The following is a 17,530-nucleotide window of genomic DNA, read 5'->3' as shown; positions in this document are numbered from 1 at the left end:
TATCAATAAATAGTCTGAGATAAGTTGATTCGTAAAGGGCAACATTTAGATATAAACGAAAAACCTTTTAGCTTTAGATGCTACTCTTTGGACATCTGGGGATTACGCTGGGGTTATTTTTATTATGCTGTATCTTTGCACCCCGACTGAGAGTTCTAATAGACCTGAGATATCTGGCTATTGGAGCCCTTCTGCCTGACTTAATAGATAAACCTGTAGGGAGAGTTATCTTTGCTTCGGTCCTTGCAAATGGGCGCATGATAGGTCACACAATGTTGTTTTCACTTATTCTCTCGCTGGTAGGAATGTACCTGTACAAAAAAAGTAATGATCGCAGAGGCATTGCTCTTGCTTCAGGTTCTTTTATTCATCTTCTAGAGGACCAAATGTGGGCTCAACCTCTGACTTTTTTCTGGCCCCTCTTCGGGTTAAGCTTTCCCAGAGATACTACTGACTATACCGGCCTGGAGTACTTATTAATAATGCTCGGAAAGTCTTTTGAACCTGAATTCTCACAAACTTTCATCGCTGAAATTCTTGGAATCGGGTTAATAGCTATCTTTGTTGTAAACTGGTTAAAAAGGCGGCTGAGCAAAAAATTCTGATGGAACAAGAGGGTATAAAAAAGATGGAATAAAAAGTATTGGAGAAAAAGGAGTTAAAGGTAAAGATTGGGTATATAGATAATATCCGGAGGGTTTTTCCTCCGGGTCTTAGCGAGCAAACCCTATCTTTTCATTTCTTTTCTTTTCAACCTGCATATCGAAAAGCATTCCGAAGAGAAGCATTTGAAGCCCCGTACCCAGGACAAGGAAGCCAAGCAGTGGGTAGTAGGAAGGGAGAGGATTTTGCAGTAATATCTGCAAAAAGCCCCACAATCCTAACAGAACACCCACAGGCAAGGCTAGCATTCCAAGGAAATAGAATAATACAAGTGGATGGAAGTCCAGCACAGTGTATTTTACCCTTAACCTCCAGAGAAAACCTCTGAAGATCATGGGAGCCACTTTGCGGATAAACTTGCCATACCGAATCTTGGATTTTTCTTTGCCATAACGAGCGGGCATTACAACATCCATTACTCTCATTCCGAAAGCATTAAGCTTGATTAACAGATCGTTACAATAACCATAATAAGGATAGACTGAATCTAGATCGATCACCTCCAGGGCCTGCCTGGAGATAGCTGTATATCCGTTCTGAGGGTCCATAACTTGCCAGTAACCGCTGCCTATTTTTGTGATAAAGCTGAGGAGAAGGTTTCCAAAAGACCTCCATTTGCTCATTCCGGTCATGAAATCATCAGTAAGTAGTCTATTCCCTTTTGTATAATCAGCTCTTCCCTCAATAATTGGGAAAATTAACCTGGGAAGCTGGACTGGGTCCATTTGATTATCTCCAGCCATGACCGCAACGATATCCATCTCGTCTTTGAGTGCAAGTTTATATCCGCTGATTATTCCCGCGCCTACTCCTTTGTTTACTTCATGACGCAAATACACAATCCGTGAGTCACCAAAGTTTTTTACAATTTCGCCTGTACGGTCTGTACTGGCATCGTCAACTACATAAATTCTATCTACATATTCGGGGATGCCACTTAGAGTTTCGCCTATAAGCAGTTCCTCATTATAAGCAGGCACAACAACTCCTATACGAGTGTTCTCAAGTTTCCTGAATATAGGGTCTACATCAAAACTCAAGTAGTTAACCTTAAGTCCTCCAGCTTTCGCCGCAGAAAGCAAGGATTTCAAAGAAAGATGTTCCCTGCCTGAGCTGATTTTCTGCAGCGAATCTGCGGTTATCGCAAGAAACCCTATTTTTTCCTTAAAGGTATTTTTCCCATTGAAAAGCATTATTGTTTCCAACTCACAGGAGATACGACAGGGCCATGAACCCACTGATAGATCAAATCCCTGTCTTAGCGGCTCAAGTACATGGGAAAGCAAATCTATATCCTGCATGCATTCCGGATAGATAAGAACAACAAGTTCTGAATCAAGAGATGCCTTGTAAAGGACGTTGAGTAATGCTTCCTCCCCCCCTGAGATAGGAACAACTCGTGCCCCTCCCAGAGCAGCTACCTCCATAGTTCGATCTGTAGAACCCTTATCAAGAACAAGTACACGGTCAGCGTAACTTGCCGCAATCAAGACCTTGCTTCCAATGGAAGTTTCCTCGTTCTGAGCTGGAATCAAGACAGTAAATTCATGCCTGAGCAACCTATCGGTAAGTTGGGTTGGCGAAGATACTATGCTAATAGGATCAGAGATTAAAGAATTGAGACCAAGTGAAAAGGCTGAATACAAACCCAACCTACCCCCCTATACATATGCATGTGCTATAACCCCCTTTATGTGTATAATTGCAAAAATATTAAAGGCTATCCTACTAAAAATTATTAGATCAAGATATATTTAAGGTTAACACATGATATGGATATTCCAATAAAAATATTAATATGGAAAAAATATCCTTACAAAAGATTCTGTAAATAAAATAGCTTGATAAATGATCGGGAATTTTCTATACATCTAAACAGAAAATTAAACCTGATTCTTTAGAGGTTAAAAACAGGATAATTGAGAGGCCTAAATTATCCATGTAGCTTACTTAACCTTAACTTATAAACTATTTTTTAATAAAGAAAGGTTCCTTGTATGCAATTTTCAGTTCTTATTGTCATGAAAATGGAGTGTCTTAAAGAAATAATTAGTTTGGGAAAGAAACAGAAGAATAACTCTAATGGAATACACTAAAATCTGCTTGAACAAACCATATATCGAGATAAGAATCCTTATTGATAAGGTTAAATTGCAGTTTCTCAAGCATTTATACCACATCTGTGGATATAAATTCCCGATATCAGGCAGTCTGAATTTATCGATCTACTTTCCATGTGGCAACTGCCATAGGATCAAGTCATGCCCTGACTGAAGATAGATCCTCAGATAAGAATAATACTGTAGGAGAGTTCAACTAATAAAAAATGTGCGCGTTAGAGTTTTTTTTCTGAGATAGTTATAAAACTTGGAAGTAGACAACTTGCAGCTCTGAAAAATATAAATAAAAGTCGCAGCGTATTGAGCAGTGTTTATGATCGTCGAGAAGTATAAAATATTATAATAGTAATAAATATTGTGAAAAGAATTTTATTCCAACGCTAAAACTTATATCCTAATAATATTTATTCATTTATGGGGAAACATTATAAATTGGCGGATACTGCAGGGTCTCGACTTATGAACAAAGCTGCGAAATAACTCTGGTTAACCTGGAACCTTATTATTCAGAGGCTGGCGCAATAACCTTGCTTCTCTTACACGTGCTTCTCTTACATATTAATCTATGGCATTAATACATAGCATAAAGGAAAATACGCCTGATGGCTTCAATCATTGAATGGTTAAGGCTAATCTGCAGAGAATAGTAAAAATACAGATTCTCTCTGCTGATAGTTGAACACCTGTGTTAAAACAAAATTTTTTATTCAGGAAATTGCCAGAATGTAGATGGAAGCCGTACTGAAAAAGATCCAGGGTAATAAGAGAATTGAGAGTAGGGTTAGCCAACAGAGAAGCTAATCAGTTTTTGCAATCAAAAGCATAACGAATAAGCGGGACTCTAGAGTGACAAGATAACTTTAGCAGAATAAATGAGATTAATGTTTCTCAGACAGTGGTCTAATGATATAATATAGTCTGTGAGAATAGTACATTAGAGTTCCAGTGGGGATAGGATTGATACGACAAGCTCATCGGGATAAGTTCCTAAAAGATAAAAATAAAGGAACCAGAGCTAACCAAATATTTAATAAAGTTGAAAGTCCAAACAATAAGAGTAAAGGGGATACTTTGTCTAAGAAAATAATGGAAGATGGGGAGCTATGGGACCTATTTACAAAAAAAGAAGAGTACGACCCTATCCTTTTAGATAAGTATGGAAGATTTTCATATTACTTAAGCAGTCAAAGAAATATTTTTGAGCCTCATATCTCGAAATTTCTGATTAAGAATGGGCTAAGTCCCGAATATCCTGAAGGAAGAAATTTTGCAGTATGCCTGACTCATGACATCGACTTTGTATGTCCAGGAATGCTGAATACTGCAGCCAGGGCAGTAAAAGCTCTCAAAAGGGGTCAGTTTGTACAGGCTTCTATCCTTCCGTTCTCAAGAATAAACAAAACTTGGAATCCTTTGTGGAATTTTAGACAAATTATGAAACTGGAAAAAAACTATGGAGCAAAATCTACATTTTATTTCCTGACCCTTGATCCAGGAGACGAAGATTTTACTTTCAGCATTGAAGAACTGGAAGAAGAACTTGGCTATATTTTGGACGATGGATGGGAGGTGGGGCTTCACGGAGGTCATGAAGCTTATAATAACCCAATAGAAATCAGAAACAAAAAACATAAACTCGAGAAGGTACTCCGAAAGGAGGTTATAGGCTACAGGAATCATTATCTTCGATTTAAGACTCCAAAAACCTGGGAATTCCTTGCAGAAGCGGGCTTCAGTTACGATTCAACCTTCGGCTATCATGATTGTGCGGGTTTCAGGAACGGAATGTGTCATCCTTTTAATCCATATAATCTTAACACAGGAAAAAAAATCGATATTCTCGAAATTCCACTGGGTATTATGGATACCACTCTTTTCAGCCAGATGCATCTTGACTTCAATCAGGCATGGAAACTTACGGAAAAGCTCATTGATACAGTTGAAAGCTATAAAGGCGTACTTACAATCCTCTGGCATAATACGTATATGCAAGGAGATTATCTGGAATTCTATAAAAGAATCCTGGAGTATTGTACTCAAAAAAATGCCTGGATGACATCAGGAGCCGAGATATACAGATGGTGGAAGGAGAATTACTGAATATATGATACTAAGGAAAATAACATGGGATTGAAAAAGAGAATTAAACTGTGAGAAAGCCATCTGGATTTACAGGCAAAAAATATTTTAACTTGGTATGGTTTGATTATAAAAGTTATTGATCTGTGGGGTTATATGGAAACTGCAAAAAGATACGCAGAGGAGCTTACGAAAAACCTTGATGTAATTCTTAGCGTCATGGGATTCGGTTTAGGTTTATTTATTATTTCTTTATATTATATAATCAATCTAAACCAGAAAGATATTGGCATAGCCGTTCTCTCTTCCTGCTTTATCTACTTCGTATTCAGAAATAAATTTAAAAGCGAGGCTGCGATATCTTCCCAAGAAGACAGATTAAAAAGTATACTGGGAATCTCATTCTATCTCATTTTTCTGATATGCGTTTTAATATACAGTATGAATCTATATTACAGGCCCATATCTTATTTCATATTGATATGTGTCCTTGCAGCCATTATTGCCTCTCAGATCCTTTATATTAGGAAGGGCGACAGCGTAGCATCCATACTACTGCAAATATTCCTTTTATCGATTCTCATAAGAGTAGGGATTTTTTACAATTTTCCGAGCCTTATGGGCTACGATGCTTATTTCCATGCCAGTATGGCACGGTTTATTACTGATACCGGGTCCATTGCTCCGATTGAGATAAGTGGTAAATATTTCTATTATCCACTTGCTCACATTTTTATCTCAGTGACTCAGATAATGGGTAAAACAGATGTTAAAGACGCAATATTTTACTCCATAGGATTTGTCAGTGTTTTCAGTACTCTAGTCATCTACCTCATAGGAAAGAAACTTGAAGGTCCTCAGATGGGTTTGCTGGCGACTTTGCTAATAAACTTAAATAATCATAACATCGTTGCTGGCATTGCAAATATAACTCCTGGCTCACTTGTTCTCTGCTACTTTATATTTATTATATATGCGATCTTTAGCGAGAAACAGAGCTTGAGATACACAGGATTTATCCTAATAGCTACTATTTTAATGGTTCTAACCCACCAGTTGACCACTTTTGTAGTACTTCTTTCTTTAGCTTCAATCTATGCAGGCAAATATCTGCACAACCATGTTTATAAGAGTCTCCCTATCAAAACAAACAGCTTTAATTATATGCTCTTTTTTGTTATTAGCTTACAAACATACTGGATGTTCACATTTGTCAATCCGAACACCTCATTTCTTGAGATGGTTCTCGCTCCTCTTATGGATGTAATTGAGGTAGGAACAAGCTACTCAAGCGAGGAGCTCATTTTAGGCTCCGCAAATAATCAGGAATCACTGGAAGTACTCTTACTTCACATAAGCTATCTTGCTTTGCCATTTTTCGCAATAGGAGGAGTATTAGCCTGGTTTTCTGGCAGGGATGTCAAAAATATAAACAAATTCTCCGTTGCTCTTGTGGTTGTAATTCTGTACGGTCTTGCATATGGCATTCCTCTACTCGGAATGAGAAATTTTCTGACAAGCCGATGGTTTCCGCTGATAGCAGTGTTTCTGGTACTTGTAGCTGCTTCATATATGTTAAAATTAGTGAGTCTCTTTAATTCGAAAAAAGCAAAGGTGCTTGCAATTTTCATAATCATTTCATTGTTTTCATTTGTGATGGTAACCACGCCAGGCATAAATAAAGACAACCCTCTTGTTGCAAAGGATACAACCGTCAGGAACCAGTTCAAAGAGGTTGAAATCGAAGCAGTAAAGACAATAACAGCAAGACACTCCGGAAACATCCTGATGGATTCTCCATATGACAGTTGTCTTTTTTACAGGGATAGGGGATATGATTCAAGTAACGCAACATATTTTAACATTCAGCATATACAGACTGGAGAGATTGCTGGTAATCCCATGGTCTTGCTGAGAAAGTCAACTTTGAAAGAACCAGTATCCATTAATGATCCTGAACGTTATGGAGTGAACTTTATCCAGAAGATGCCAGAAGAATTCTTCAACAGATTTAAAACATATGATTATGCCCGTGTATATGATAATGAAGAAGTGTTTGCTTACATAAAGGAAGAAAAAACGGCCTGAAATCAAAAGCCCAGGATAAACTCCATTTACTAATTGGGAAATGAAAGAAGAACCCATGTATCTGGAGCCTATATTTTTAGAGTTGAAAATAGCATGTCAAACTTTATCACTAATGTTTTGAAACTTGTATCAGGAAGTGTTGCTTCACAGATTCTGGCTATACTTCTTGTACCCCTAATTACTAGAATTTACAGCCCTGATGACTTAGGAGTTTTTCAGCTTTTCGTTTCGGTATCAGGTATACTGGTAATTTTCTCTACTTTTTCATACCAGTATGCTATTATGCTACCAAAAACCGATGAAGATTCCGCAAACATAGTCTTTCTTTGTTCGGTATTAGTTACCCTTATATCTTTACTCACAGCTGCAACTGTAATAATATTCCCAGATAAAATTGAGCGAATCCTTAATGCTCCTGGAATCTCAGAATATTTAATTTATCTACCTCTAATAGTATTTTTTAACGGCCTTTTCTTCGTGCAGAATTACTGGCTTTCAAGAAAAGTACGTTTTGGAATTATAGCAGGCTCCAGAGTTTTAAACACATTGTCAACCAAAATATTACAGTTAGTTACCCCAATATGGAGTGCAGTATCGCCTCTGGGTCTCATAGCAGGATACACAGTTGGATACGGGTTAGCGGACCTGTTCATGCTCAAGGGTGCAAAAGAAGATTTAAAAATCTTCAAGAAAGTTTCGATAAAAAAAATGAAAGAACTAGCTATTCGGTATAAAAATTTTCCCTTATTTAGTTCCTGGTCCACACTCGCAAACTCGATTTCGCCACAGGTGCCTACCTTTTTGCTTGTGTACTTTTACAGTACAAGCGTTGTCGGATATTTTTCGCTTGCGAATCAAGTAGTAAATATGCCTATGGGGCTTATCGGGACAGCTATACAGCAGGTTTTCTTCCAGAAAATCAGTGAGGTAAAGAACGGGAATGGAGAAGGGGATATGAAAACTATTGTTAGCGAGGTTTACAAAAAGCTAATTCTAATAGGAATATTCCCAATGATACTTCTGCTGATCTTGGGAGAGGAAATCTTTACATTTGCTTTCGGAGAGGGCTGGCATGTATCAGGCACTTATGTGAAAATCCTTGTACCCTGGATATTCCTCGTTTTTTTGTCCTCGCCTATCTCAACCCTTTATAGCGTCTTTGAGAAACAGAAGATCTGGCTCACCTTCAGCATGGTTCTTCTTGTCTCCAGGATAGTAGCACTGGTTATAGGGGGAATGTACGGAAGCCCTGAGTTTGCCCTCGGACTGTTCAGCTTTACAGGAGTTGTATTCTGGCTCTGGAACAATGCGTATTTGCTTAATCTTGTAGGAATTAATAGAATGGAAAGCGTAGAGATCCTTGTTAAATATGCCGCAATAGGAATCGCTGTCTCGATCCCATTAATTCTGCTTGAAGCGTTCTCCGTAAACTTTTATATTATCCTTATTGCAACTGCCATCATAACTCCAATTTATTACGGTCTAACCCTTCGTGACGACCCTGCATTCAGGAGGATATTTTCGGCTTTTCTCGTAAATATAAAAAACAAAACCTGAACAGGAAATCAAACCTTTTCAGAGAAATAACTTTAAGAAAAAGCTGAAAACTTCTAAAACATTCCATTTACAAAGAAAAAAGTATCTGGTCAGGAAAAAGTCCGATTAGAAAAAATATAAAAATTAAATTGGGATTTTCCCGATTTTATAATTCTAAGAAAAAACCGGTTCTGTTAGTAAGTTTCTTTGTGGGTGATTTTATACAGGGTTTTTGCGATTGAATATTTTTTGCTCTCCAGAGTCACGCTATAATAGGGAATTAGCTCAGGAGAGAAACCCATGATAAAATCCGCAAACCTGGGAATATTCGCTGCCATTACATTCATGTACTCGAAGTTTCGGGACTTCAGATCAAGAAATTCATTATAATATAGAAGAGCATTAGGACCCAGACGGCCAAAATCCGGGTTCAGGGCTGAGGTCCAGGTTATGGTGCATTTCTTTCCATACAGATTCAGGTGAGCTGCAACAGCTTCACCTTCAGGAGTCTCTGTGACAAACATATAACCAATATCTTTTTCCTGAATCAGTTTAAATACTCTCTCAAAAAACTCTCTGGGAAGGGGAGGTGCTAAATTCTGTTTTTCGTAAACCATTGAGAGCAGATGGTAATATGTCTCAGGATCATTCCATGCCCTGGTCTTAAGTCCTGCCTCGTTTGCAGTTCTGAGTTCTCTGCGGATCTTTCTTGAAAGGTTGTTGTCCACACTATCTTTCAGATTTAAGTAATGAGTATAATGCACGGTGGAATCCCATCCATACCAGGTAAAAGGTCTTACATCCTTAAACCCGGGAGAAAACGTAAGATGAATACTATCAAATCCCTGCTTGCAAAGAAACTCCCTGAGGGGATTAAGAATTTCGTGAGTCTCCTGTATACGTTTACTTGCCCTGGAACTGGCGCTCTCTTTTATAAGAGGTCCACTATAGCTGGTCATATCACAGGTCGAGGTTGCTACTTTCAAGACTCCCTTAATGTTTTTAACAAAAAGCGGACAGCCTCCTACAAGTTCTCCCTTTCTGAAACAGCCGTAGATTTTGAGATCTTTTGACAGGACATCCCTGCAAATTCCAAGCCATTCACTGGTGTGGAAAAGTGTACCAGGTTGAGCTTTCTCTACAAGCAAATCCCATTCTTTGTATTCGGATGGCGCTAATTCTCTAACTTCAATTCCTTCCATTTTAAGCCCCGTGCAAATAGATACTATCTTATCTGTGATTTATTGAGTTATAGGAAAAACATCAATTAATTTCGAATTCTCAGTTCTCGGCTTCGAGTACTGATTTGCAGACTTCGTTAACCTTTTTCGCAACGCTGTACCAGCTGTAATTTTCAGTAACATAACTTAAACCTTTTGAGCCCAGTTTCTTCCCCAAGCCCGGATTTTCAAGCACTTTTATGATTCCTTCTGCAAGAGCATTCGGGTTTTCAGGAAGGACAGGAATTCCTCCTCCTGAAGCCTCTAGTACATCGGAAACACCACTAATATTACTTGCAACTACAGGTTTTCCGCAAGCCATGTACTCGTATAATTTCAGGGGAGAAAGACCTATTTTTGCATTTCTGGCAAGTATAAAAGGAGCTACACATATATCACTCGCATTAATGTAAAGAGGCACACGATCGTAGGCAACCACACCTGTAAAAATGAACTTATCCTCAACTCCGAGCTCCCTGCAGAGCTTGAGAAGGTTATCTTTCATAACCCCATCTCCGACAATCAGGAAACGGCATTCTGGAATCCTGGAAAGTATAGATGGAACTGCCTTTACCAAATACTCGATCCCCTGCCAGGGAGCAAGATTGCCCACAAAACATATATAGGGAGTTCCAAGATCCAGACCGAGTTTTTTTCTACAGATTTCCTGTTCCTTCGGCCTGAACAAGGAGGTATTTGCTCCATTGGAGACTACGACTATTTTTTCTCCAGGAATGTTATATATCTTCTCAAGATTTGTTTTTATACCTGGAGTCACAGCAATAATTCTGTCTGAAAACCCGAGAGCTTTTTTGAGAATAAATAGTTTAAGCCTTGCATGCACAGAGAAATATTGGTTTGAAAAATAATTCTTTTTGCGTGGTTGCGAAAATCTATCTTCCTCATATTTTGTTCTGAGAAGATTCTTTTCATCCTCAGGAATTCCATTTAACTCGTAAACTATTTTTTTACATCTGGTTTTACAGAAAAGTCCAGCAAGAAATCCAAAATTGGGATTGCGGGTATATAACACATCAAAAGTCTCGGAACTGAGAAGGCTTATAGAACTGCTGAAGTAATTGACAGTAAGTGAAAGGAAATTTCCAGGTGGGATATTATGGCTATGTATATTCTCGATATTCGAGAGAGAAGTACTACCAGCAGTAAATATATGGATTTCATTTTCAAACCTGGCTAGATTGCTAACAAGTTCGTATCTATGGATAAGTGAGCCATCGGCAAGAGAAAGGGGTCTTACCATATCCAAGAAAAGCATCTTCAAATTATCACCTGTGAGTAAACTGCTTTTTCAAAACGTTGCTACTATTCACGGCTCTCCTTCCCGTAAATCTCTTGGGTTATGGCTGGACATTCCCGGGATTTGGGATAATAATCCTGAAAGTCCCTGATTTCTGTAGTAATTCCTGATTTCAGGATCTTGAATTCTTTTCTCCTTTCTGATTGCCGAACTAAAATAACCCAAGAAGTAAGCAGCACCTGTATAATAGGGAGGTTTCAATGAGAAATAAAGCACGTTTACGAGAGCAATGAGAGGTTTTTTCCCAAGATAGTAAGCCATCCAGCCATTTTTAATATATCCACTCCAGAGTCCATCTGCTGCACTTGTTTTACGTTTCTGTATCTGAACGACATCAGCATATTGTATGAGCTGCCAGCCTCGCATGAGAGCTTTTATATTGGAAATCGAATCTGGAGATGGTTCCACCTGGTAGCCGCCAGTCTCAAAGAAGCATTCTTTCCTCCAGATCCTTCCTGTTCCACGAGGGAGATTTTTGTTAGTCACTTCTAGAGAAAGCTTTCCGTCAGTATCATAATATATCCCACCGCTTACAATTCCAATAGAATTATCCTTTTCAAACTCAGCCAGAAGTTTCTTAAAATAGTTCTCCTCCAGAACTGTATCGGCATCAAGAAGGCCTATATACTCGAACTCAATATTATTTTCTCTGCAATACTCAAGCGCATAATCAAAGCCCTGTTTGCAGACATAGCTATAGTGAAAAGTAATGTCTCTTGGTCTGGGAGGCAATCTTATGCTATGGATCCAGGAATGATTTGCCTGCAAGTCTTCGAGAATACGTGGTGTCCTATCGGTACTCCCGTCGTCGACTATAATCCATAACTCAGGTTTTAGTTTCTGTCCTGTTACAGATTTCGAAACTTCGAGCAGGTTTTGTTCTTCATTCTTTGCAGGTGTAACCAGCAAATACTTTCCTTTTATATCAGACCCCATCTCTCCACCACCTGTAAATTTCTTCCCCGCTTGTAATCCAGGCTTTTCTTCCGTAGCAGTAATGAAGCACTTTCTCATACAGCCTGGTCCAATCTTTTCGAAATTTGCAACCGAAAACGAAATTATGCCACAGCAGGGTAATAACGCCATTGAGGCTTGCTGTAGTATCAATAAGGTTCTTTGTACGCTCCCAGGCTTCTTCGAAAGATTTGCAAGTAGCGAAAAGCGCGACATCCATTACAACAAGTGGAATTTCGAGAATATCAATCTCTTTTCCTGTGTTAAGATTATATGGATTAAAAGGATGACACATTCCGTTCCTGAAGCCAATTGAGTATCTATGCCCGAAAGTTGAATCATAACCGAAACCTGCGTCTGCAAGTATTTCCCAGGAATCGGGAGTTTTGAACCTGAGGTAATGATTACGAAAACCTATGACTTTTCTCCCCAGGGCAGCTTCAAGTCTCTCTTTCTCCTGTTTTATTTTTTCCAGACTGTCATATGAATAGTAACCTCCGTGAAGACCTATTTCCCATCCCCTATCTGAGATTTCTCCCAGATGATCCTCTATGTCCTCAATATCATACCTTAACCTTACTGGATCGGCTTCTGCAGTAATGAAATAAAAAGAGGACTTTGCTCCAAATCTGGCTTCAATATCCATTATTTTAGAAAAATTAAGGTAGGGAGAGTAGCTTGTTCCCCTCAACTTCCACATTAACTGATCTGCAGAACCCTTGAGATCCAGCTGCTTAAGACAGTAAGCTGATGACAATAAGCTGTGTGAGAGAGGTGGATAAATATCATCAACATCATGAGTTAAACAAACGGCAAATGATTTGTTCTCAGGAAATTCGACCTGCATCCCATGCTTCATAAGATACCTAGATACCTCAGGCTCAGAAGCATTTCGGAGATCTTTTTCGGAGAAAAGAAAACGCTGGTGCTCGTCCAACTTTTTGGGAGAATATTCTTCTTTTCGAGTGAAAAGATCCCATATATCCTGGTTTTTCATCAGTATTTCATGCATAGGACTCATCCGAGACCGAAGATAAAACAAATTCAGATTTTTTTTCAGGAAAGTTTTCTATGAGCTTGACCATGAACTCGGTCACATCGATCTTATCCTTGAGAAGAGCAGCCCTTTTCAAACTCCAGGTTTTCTTAAGCTCCTGATCCTTGAGAAGCTCTATAGTTTTTGTTAGAGCTGATTCCGAATCACTGTAGTTAAAGAGTAAACCGTACTTATTCTCGAGTTCGGAAAAGTTTCCCATAGTTCCTGCCAGAGTGGAAACATAGATTGAAGGCGTTCCCAGGATTGCACTTTCAACAGCCATAGTTGCTCCCTCACCAACATACAGAGTGGCGTAATAGAGAAGGTGATGAATTTTCTCGGGAGAAACCCGAATTCTATACTTTTCAAACTCTTTTGCTAGTGGTCCTTCTGAGGTTATGAATACTTTTCCGAATTTTTCGACTTCCTGTACGAGTGATAATTTATTACTGATTCCATGCTGGCCTACATCATGGTGTGCACCCCATGAGACAAAGCGAAGGATTATGAAAGGTTCACCTTCTTCTACCCCCAGATCTTTCAGAATCTCAGGACAGGGAGTAAAATAAGATGGATGAAGGTAAGCCAGTTCATGATAACCACTGTACTTTATCTGTTTTCTTCCTTCATTTTTTAGATAGCTTGAAGGAGTACAGATTATGTCACAGAAAGGATAGGTTAGCTTCTGAGCCAGTATTGCATGTTCGGTGTCGTTAAAAATTATGGATTTTTTCCGCTGTATCCAGGCTATTTGAGCTACAGCTGGAGAAAGGACACCCATGATAATATCAGGTTTAAATTGCTGGGTAATTTTAAAAGTTTTAAACTCTCTTATGAACCATTCTTCAAGCAAATTTCCCTTTCCTGGTTTTACTTTGCTCAAAACTGTATGTGGGATCCCGTAGGCGTTCAAGAGCTCTATAACTACATCCTTATCTCGCGAAACTACCATTACTTGATGTCCTTTTTTCTCAAGACTCCAGATGGTGTTTTTAAAAAAATGAACATGGGCTGGATGCCCTATATCGACAAGAACTCTCAACTTTTCACTCCCCAATTAACATTTCCTATAATTACAATACTAAGACAGATAGACAGTCTATTTATGTCTTATTTAGAGAAAATAACAGTTGAATCTTGTTTTTTATCCAGCTTTTATTTCGAACCTTTCTGTCAGATAGACTTCCCATACCTTACTCTACCCGAACATAGAATTACTTTTCTGGATCATTGGCTCAAACGTCCCCTTAGATCAAACGTTCCCCTGGCTCAAACGCCCCCCTCCCCCTAATAGTGTCCTTACGAAACTCAAATTTTTGCTCAGATATAGTCACTAACAAACAATATTACGACTAGAAGATAAATGACTTAAGAATAAATAAGTATGGAAACTAAGTTACTGAACTAACATAATTAAAAATTTTAGAAAATATGATTACGATTTTTCGGTTTTCAAAAATAAAAAATAAGCATTATTCACCCTCTAACATTTAGACAGGAAAATGAATTACAAAGGTAAGAATGAAATACTTAAAATAAAGAAATTTATAAATTCAAGGATGTTTACCTTGTAAAAATTATTTCCAGGCTTGCAAAAAGAAAACTAGCGATAAAACATATAATTAAAGGATAAATTCCCATATCCACTGAATCTAAAGAAAATCGGTCTTCTTCTCTGGAGACCAGTAGCATCTCCTTCATACCCAGAAGAGCAATTAGACCCACGACAGTTATCTGATAGTATTCAGGGATTCCAAAATCTGTCGAGAGGAAGCAAATGCCTAAATCCGGATGAGAGTTTCTCGCAGCAAATTCTGTACCCACATCAAATATTGAAAGCGTTATAAATCCCCCATAATCTCTGTAAAGCAATTGTCATAACATATATTAAACCCTAACTATACAGGATATAAGCATTAAACTATATGAATCTATGAATACTGATGAGATAAGTAATTGTATGAATAAGAAAAATTGGTCATCTCAGAAGAGACATAGAAGAGTGTTTATCAAAAAATAAATACTATTTGGAATTTATTACCCCTCCACTCAATAAAGAGGTTCAATTTATGAAAATTTCCGTTATAGGTTCAGGGTATGTGGGCTCAGTCACAGCCGCATGTTTTGCAGAAGTCGGGCATGAAGTGATCTGCGTGGATATTGATAAGAGAAAAATGGATCAGATAAACGAAGGAATCCCTCCTATCTATGAAGAAGGCTTAGGAGAGCTTTTACAAAAACATGCCGGAAAAAATCTTACAGCAACCACTGACTATGAATCTGCAATCAGGAAGACGGATATTTCCTTTATATGTGTAGGAACTCCCTCAGCAGAAGATGGAAGCATAGACCTTTCAATTGTCCGTGCGGCGACAACAAGCATAGGAGCAGTCCTGGCAAAAAAAGAAGGATACCACGTAGTTGTTGTCAAAAGCACAGTTGTGCCTGAGACAACTGAGAAGTTTGTCATTCCCTTGCTTGAAGAATCTTCAGGGAAGATAGCTGGAAAAGACTTTGGAGTTGCAATGAATCCCGAGTTTCTCAGGGAAGGGAAAGCAGTCTACGACTTCATGAATCCAGATAAAATAGTCATTGGAGCAATTGATCAGAAATCAGGAGACCTTGTCTCGAAACTTTACGAAACCTTTAAATGTGGAGTCACCCGCACAAATCCATCTACAGCAGAGATGATCAAATACGCAAATAATTCTCTTCTTGCAACTAAGATATCTTTTGCCAATGAGATTGGAAATATCTGTAAAAGATTAAAAATTAATACATATGAGGTTATGGAAGCCGTAGGTAAAGACTCCAGAATATCCCCTAAATTTTTGAACTCAGGTGTGGGATTTGGAGGGTCCTGTTTCCCAAAAGATGTAAAGGCGCTTATAGGAAAAGCGAAAGAAATCGGATATTCTCCAGTACTTTTGGAATCTGTAATTGAAGTAAATGAAAAACAGCCAATTCTAATGACCGAGATACTTCAGAGGAAAATTGGAAACCTTGAGGGAAAAAAGGTTGCAGTCCTTGGGCTTGCTTTTAAGAACGAAACAGATGATATAAGGGAATCCAGAGCTATCCCTGTCATTGCCGAGCTCCTCAGGCTTGGGGCAAAGGTTTCAGCTTATGACCCTATGGCAATCGAGAATATGAGGCGGATCTTTCCGACAGTTGAATACTTTGGAAAAGCTAGAGATGCTCTTCAGGGAACTGACGCTTGCCTCGTAATGACAGAGTGGGATGAATTCAAACAGCTTGATTCCGAATTTGAAGCCATGAAAGAAAAGATAGTAATTGACGGAAGAAAGGTAATTAATTCGAAAAAAGTAGATTATGAAGGCCTCTGCTGGTAAAATCCTGCAGAAACCGTGTCCTCTTTTTTATTCAAACTTATTAGTTCAACTTCTCTGGTCTCTAGCTGCCTTATTTATGTGGACCTTATTTGTCAGAGGGGTCATCCACCGTTACCAGAATATCTCTCAGATACTCAAGTACATCCTCTCTAAGACTTTCGTTTTTAAGAGCAAAGTCAATTATCGACTTTACATACCCGAGCCTGTCACCGGTGTCAAATCTTTTTCCTTCGAACCTGCAAGCGTAGATTGTCTGGGTGTTATTGAGGAGTCGGATTCCATCAGTCAACTGAATTTCGTCTCCCACACCGGTTCCAGCTTCTTTTATGCAATCAAAGATTTCAGGGGTGAAAACGTAGCGCCCTATGGCACCTATATTGGAAGGAGCGTTCTCAGGTGATGGTTTTTCGACAATATCCTCCAGTACATAAAGAGAATCGTTGAGAGGCTTTCCTTTTATAATTCCATAGCTGCTCAACTTTTCATAAGGAACTTCTTCCACTGCGAGTGTGGACCTTCCATATTTCTGAAAATTATCAATGAGTTGAGCCGTGCAGGGTTTGTCATTCACAATAATATCATCCCCTAGAAGCACGGCGAAAGGCTCATTTCCAATATGGTTTTCTGCTCTGAGGACTGCATCTCCAAGTCCATTGGGTTCTTTCTGTCGGATATAGTGAATATCCACAAGAGAGGAAACATCCCTTACAAGCTTTAGAAGTTCAGTATTGTGCTTTTTCGCAAGGTGCATCTCGAGTTCAGGGGAATCATCGAAATAGTCCTCAATTGCCCTTTTACCTCTGCCTGTAATAATGATAATATCTTCAATTCCCGATGCAATGGCTTCCTCTACAACATACTGGATTACAGGTGTGTCAATAATAGGAAGCATCTCTTTTGGCATTGACTTGGTGGCAGGCAGGAAGCGGGTTCCAAGTCCGGCAGCCGGAATAAGCGCTTTTTTAACAGTCAGTATAAACCCTCCGATAGAATATCTTGTGAAAAGGTTATTCTTACAGTTGGATTAAAGTACTTTTTCAACCATAACATCTTTAATTTTTCCATCATTATCTCCCTAGACTCATGTAGAGAATGGGGTAAGAACAAATCATGATTATTTTAACACATTATAAAATATATGGAATGAAAGATTATCTGGAGAA

13 protein-coding genes are annotated in these 17,530 nt (G+C 38.7%); 5 read left to right on the top strand and 8 right to left on the bottom strand.

All coding sequences use genetic code 11. The features are described from left to right. The first annotated feature begins 77 nt into the window (after positions 1 to 77). Positions 78 to 605 (top strand): metal-dependent hydrolase, encoded by a 528-nt coding sequence (locus AOB57_RS07670; RefSeq protein WP_054299655.1) that lies wholly within the window; start codon positions 78 to 80, stop codon positions 603 to 605. A 108-nt stretch (positions 606 to 713) separates the two neighbouring features. Here AOB57_RS07670 and AOB57_RS07665 read toward each other — a convergent pair whose 3' ends face one another. Then, the gene (locus AOB57_RS07665; RefSeq protein WP_226999429.1) at positions 714 to 2,315 is read right to left on the bottom strand and encodes a glycosyltransferase family 2 protein; all 1,602 of its coding nucleotides are present in this window, start codon (positions 2,313 to 2,315) and stop codon (positions 714 to 716) included. Between the two features lie 1,539 nt (positions 2,316 to 3,854). Here AOB57_RS07665 and AOB57_RS07660 point away from each other — a divergent pair. The 3 genes from AOB57_RS07660 (at position 3,855) to AOB57_RS07650 (ending at position 8,507) form a co-directional block, all read left to right on the top strand. Further along, positions 3,855 to 4,883, top strand: coding sequence for a polysaccharide deacetylase family protein (locus tag AOB57_RS07660; RefSeq protein WP_167829576.1), 1,029 nt, complete (start codon positions 3,855 to 3,857; stop codon positions 4,881 to 4,883). A 102-nt stretch (positions 4,884 to 4,985) separates the two neighbouring features. Further along, the gene (locus tag AOB57_RS07655) at positions 4,986 to 6,950 is read left to right on the top strand and encodes a hypothetical protein (RefSeq protein WP_226999428.1); all 1,965 of its coding nucleotides are present in this window, start codon (positions 4,986 to 4,988) and stop codon (positions 6,948 to 6,950) included. A gap of 93 nt (positions 6,951 to 7,043) precedes the next feature. Beyond that, on the top strand, positions 7,044 to 8,507 hold the full coding sequence (locus AOB57_RS07650) for a lipopolysaccharide biosynthesis protein (protein ID WP_054299658.1): 1,464 nt from the start codon (positions 7,044 to 7,046) through the stop codon (positions 8,505 to 8,507). 173 nt (positions 8,508 to 8,680) lie between these two features. On the opposite strand, the gene AOB57_RS07645 is transcribed toward AOB57_RS07650, so the two are convergent. The 6 genes from AOB57_RS07645 to AOB57_RS07620 form a co-directional block, all read right to left on the bottom strand. After that, a complete protein-coding gene (locus AOB57_RS07645) occupies positions 8,681 to 9,688 on the bottom strand; it encodes a GNAT family N-acetyltransferase (protein ID WP_054299659.1) in 1,008 nt (335 codons plus the stop codon). A 79-nt stretch (positions 9,689 to 9,767) separates the two neighbouring features. Next, on the bottom strand, positions 9,768 to 10,967 hold the full coding sequence (locus AOB57_RS07640; protein WP_226999427.1) for a glycosyltransferase family 4 protein: 1,200 nt from the start codon (positions 10,965 to 10,967) through the stop codon (positions 9,768 to 9,770). A 66-nt stretch (positions 10,968 to 11,033) separates the two neighbouring features. Then, the gene (locus AOB57_RS07635; protein ID WP_054299661.1) at positions 11,034 to 11,960 is read right to left on the bottom strand and encodes a glycosyltransferase; all 927 of its coding nucleotides are present in this window, start codon (positions 11,958 to 11,960) and stop codon (positions 11,034 to 11,036) included. Further along, positions 11,950 to 12,999, bottom strand: coding sequence for a polysaccharide deacetylase family protein (locus AOB57_RS07630; RefSeq protein ID WP_054299662.1), 1,050 nt, complete (start codon positions 12,997 to 12,999; stop codon positions 11,950 to 11,952). Before AOB57_RS07630 ends, AOB57_RS07635 begins: the two co-directional genes overlap by 11 nt. After that, entirely contained in the window at positions 12,983 to 14,056 is a 1,074-nt protein-coding gene (locus AOB57_RS07625; protein ID WP_054299881.1) for a DUF354 domain-containing protein, read from the bottom strand. Before AOB57_RS07625 ends, AOB57_RS07630 begins: the two co-directional genes overlap by 17 nt. A 521-nt stretch (positions 14,057 to 14,577) precedes the next feature. Beyond that, complete coding sequence (locus AOB57_RS07620) at positions 14,578 to 14,886, bottom strand: hypothetical protein (RefSeq protein ID WP_226999426.1); 309 nt, start codon at positions 14,884 to 14,886, stop codon at positions 14,578 to 14,580. A 197-nt stretch (positions 14,887 to 15,083) separates the two neighbouring features. Between AOB57_RS07620 and AOB57_RS07615 the strand changes: the two genes are divergently transcribed. Then, positions 15,084 to 16,367, top strand: a complete 1,284-nt coding sequence (locus AOB57_RS07615; RefSeq protein WP_054299663.1) for a UDP-glucose dehydrogenase family protein — start codon at positions 15,084 to 15,086, stop codon at positions 16,365 to 16,367. 85 nt (positions 16,368 to 16,452) lie between these two features. Here the strand turns inward: AOB57_RS07615 and galU are convergent, their stop codons facing one another. Next, the gene (gene galU, locus AOB57_RS07610) at positions 16,453 to 17,340 is read right to left on the bottom strand and encodes a UTP--glucose-1-phosphate uridylyltransferase GalU (protein WP_054299664.1); all 888 of its coding nucleotides are present in this window, start codon (positions 17,338 to 17,340) and stop codon (positions 16,453 to 16,455) included. Between the last annotated feature and the right edge of the window lie 190 nt (positions 17,341 to 17,530).

The sequence above is a fragment of the Methanosarcina flavescens genome, assembly GCF_001304615.2.
In the GTDB taxonomy this organism is placed as follows: Archaea; Halobacteriota; Methanosarcinia; order Methanosarcinales; family Methanosarcinaceae; genus Methanosarcina; species Methanosarcina flavescens.
This window is presented reverse-complemented; position numbering and strand designations above follow the sequence as displayed.

Bases quoted from the DNA above. Each gene is read 5' to 3' on its own strand.
- AOB57_RS07615 (WP_054299663.1), top strand. From the start codon at position 15,084: ATGAAAATTTCCGTTATAGGTTCAGGGTATGTGGGCTCAGTCACAGCC.
- AOB57_RS07635 (WP_054299661.1), bottom strand. From the start codon at position 11,960: ATGGGGTCTGATATAAAAGGAAAGTATTTGCTGGTTACACCTGCAAAG.
- AOB57_RS07630 (WP_054299662.1), bottom strand. From the start codon at position 12,999: ATGAGTCCTATGCATGAAATACTGATGAAAAACCAGGATATATGGGAT.
- AOB57_RS07650 (WP_054299658.1), top strand. From the start codon at position 7,044: ATGTCAAACTTTATCACTAATGTTTTGAAACTTGTATCAGGAAGTGTT.
- AOB57_RS07640 (WP_226999427.1), bottom strand. From the start codon at position 10,967: ATGGTAAGACCCCTTTCTCTTGCCGATGGCTCACTTATCCATAGATAC.
- AOB57_RS07670 (WP_054299655.1), top strand. From the start codon at position 78: ATGCTACTCTTTGGACATCTGGGGATTACGCTGGGGTTATTTTTATTA.
- AOB57_RS07645 (WP_054299659.1), bottom strand. From the start codon at position 9,688: ATGGAAGGAATTGAAGTTAGAGAATTAGCGCCATCCGAATACAAAGAA.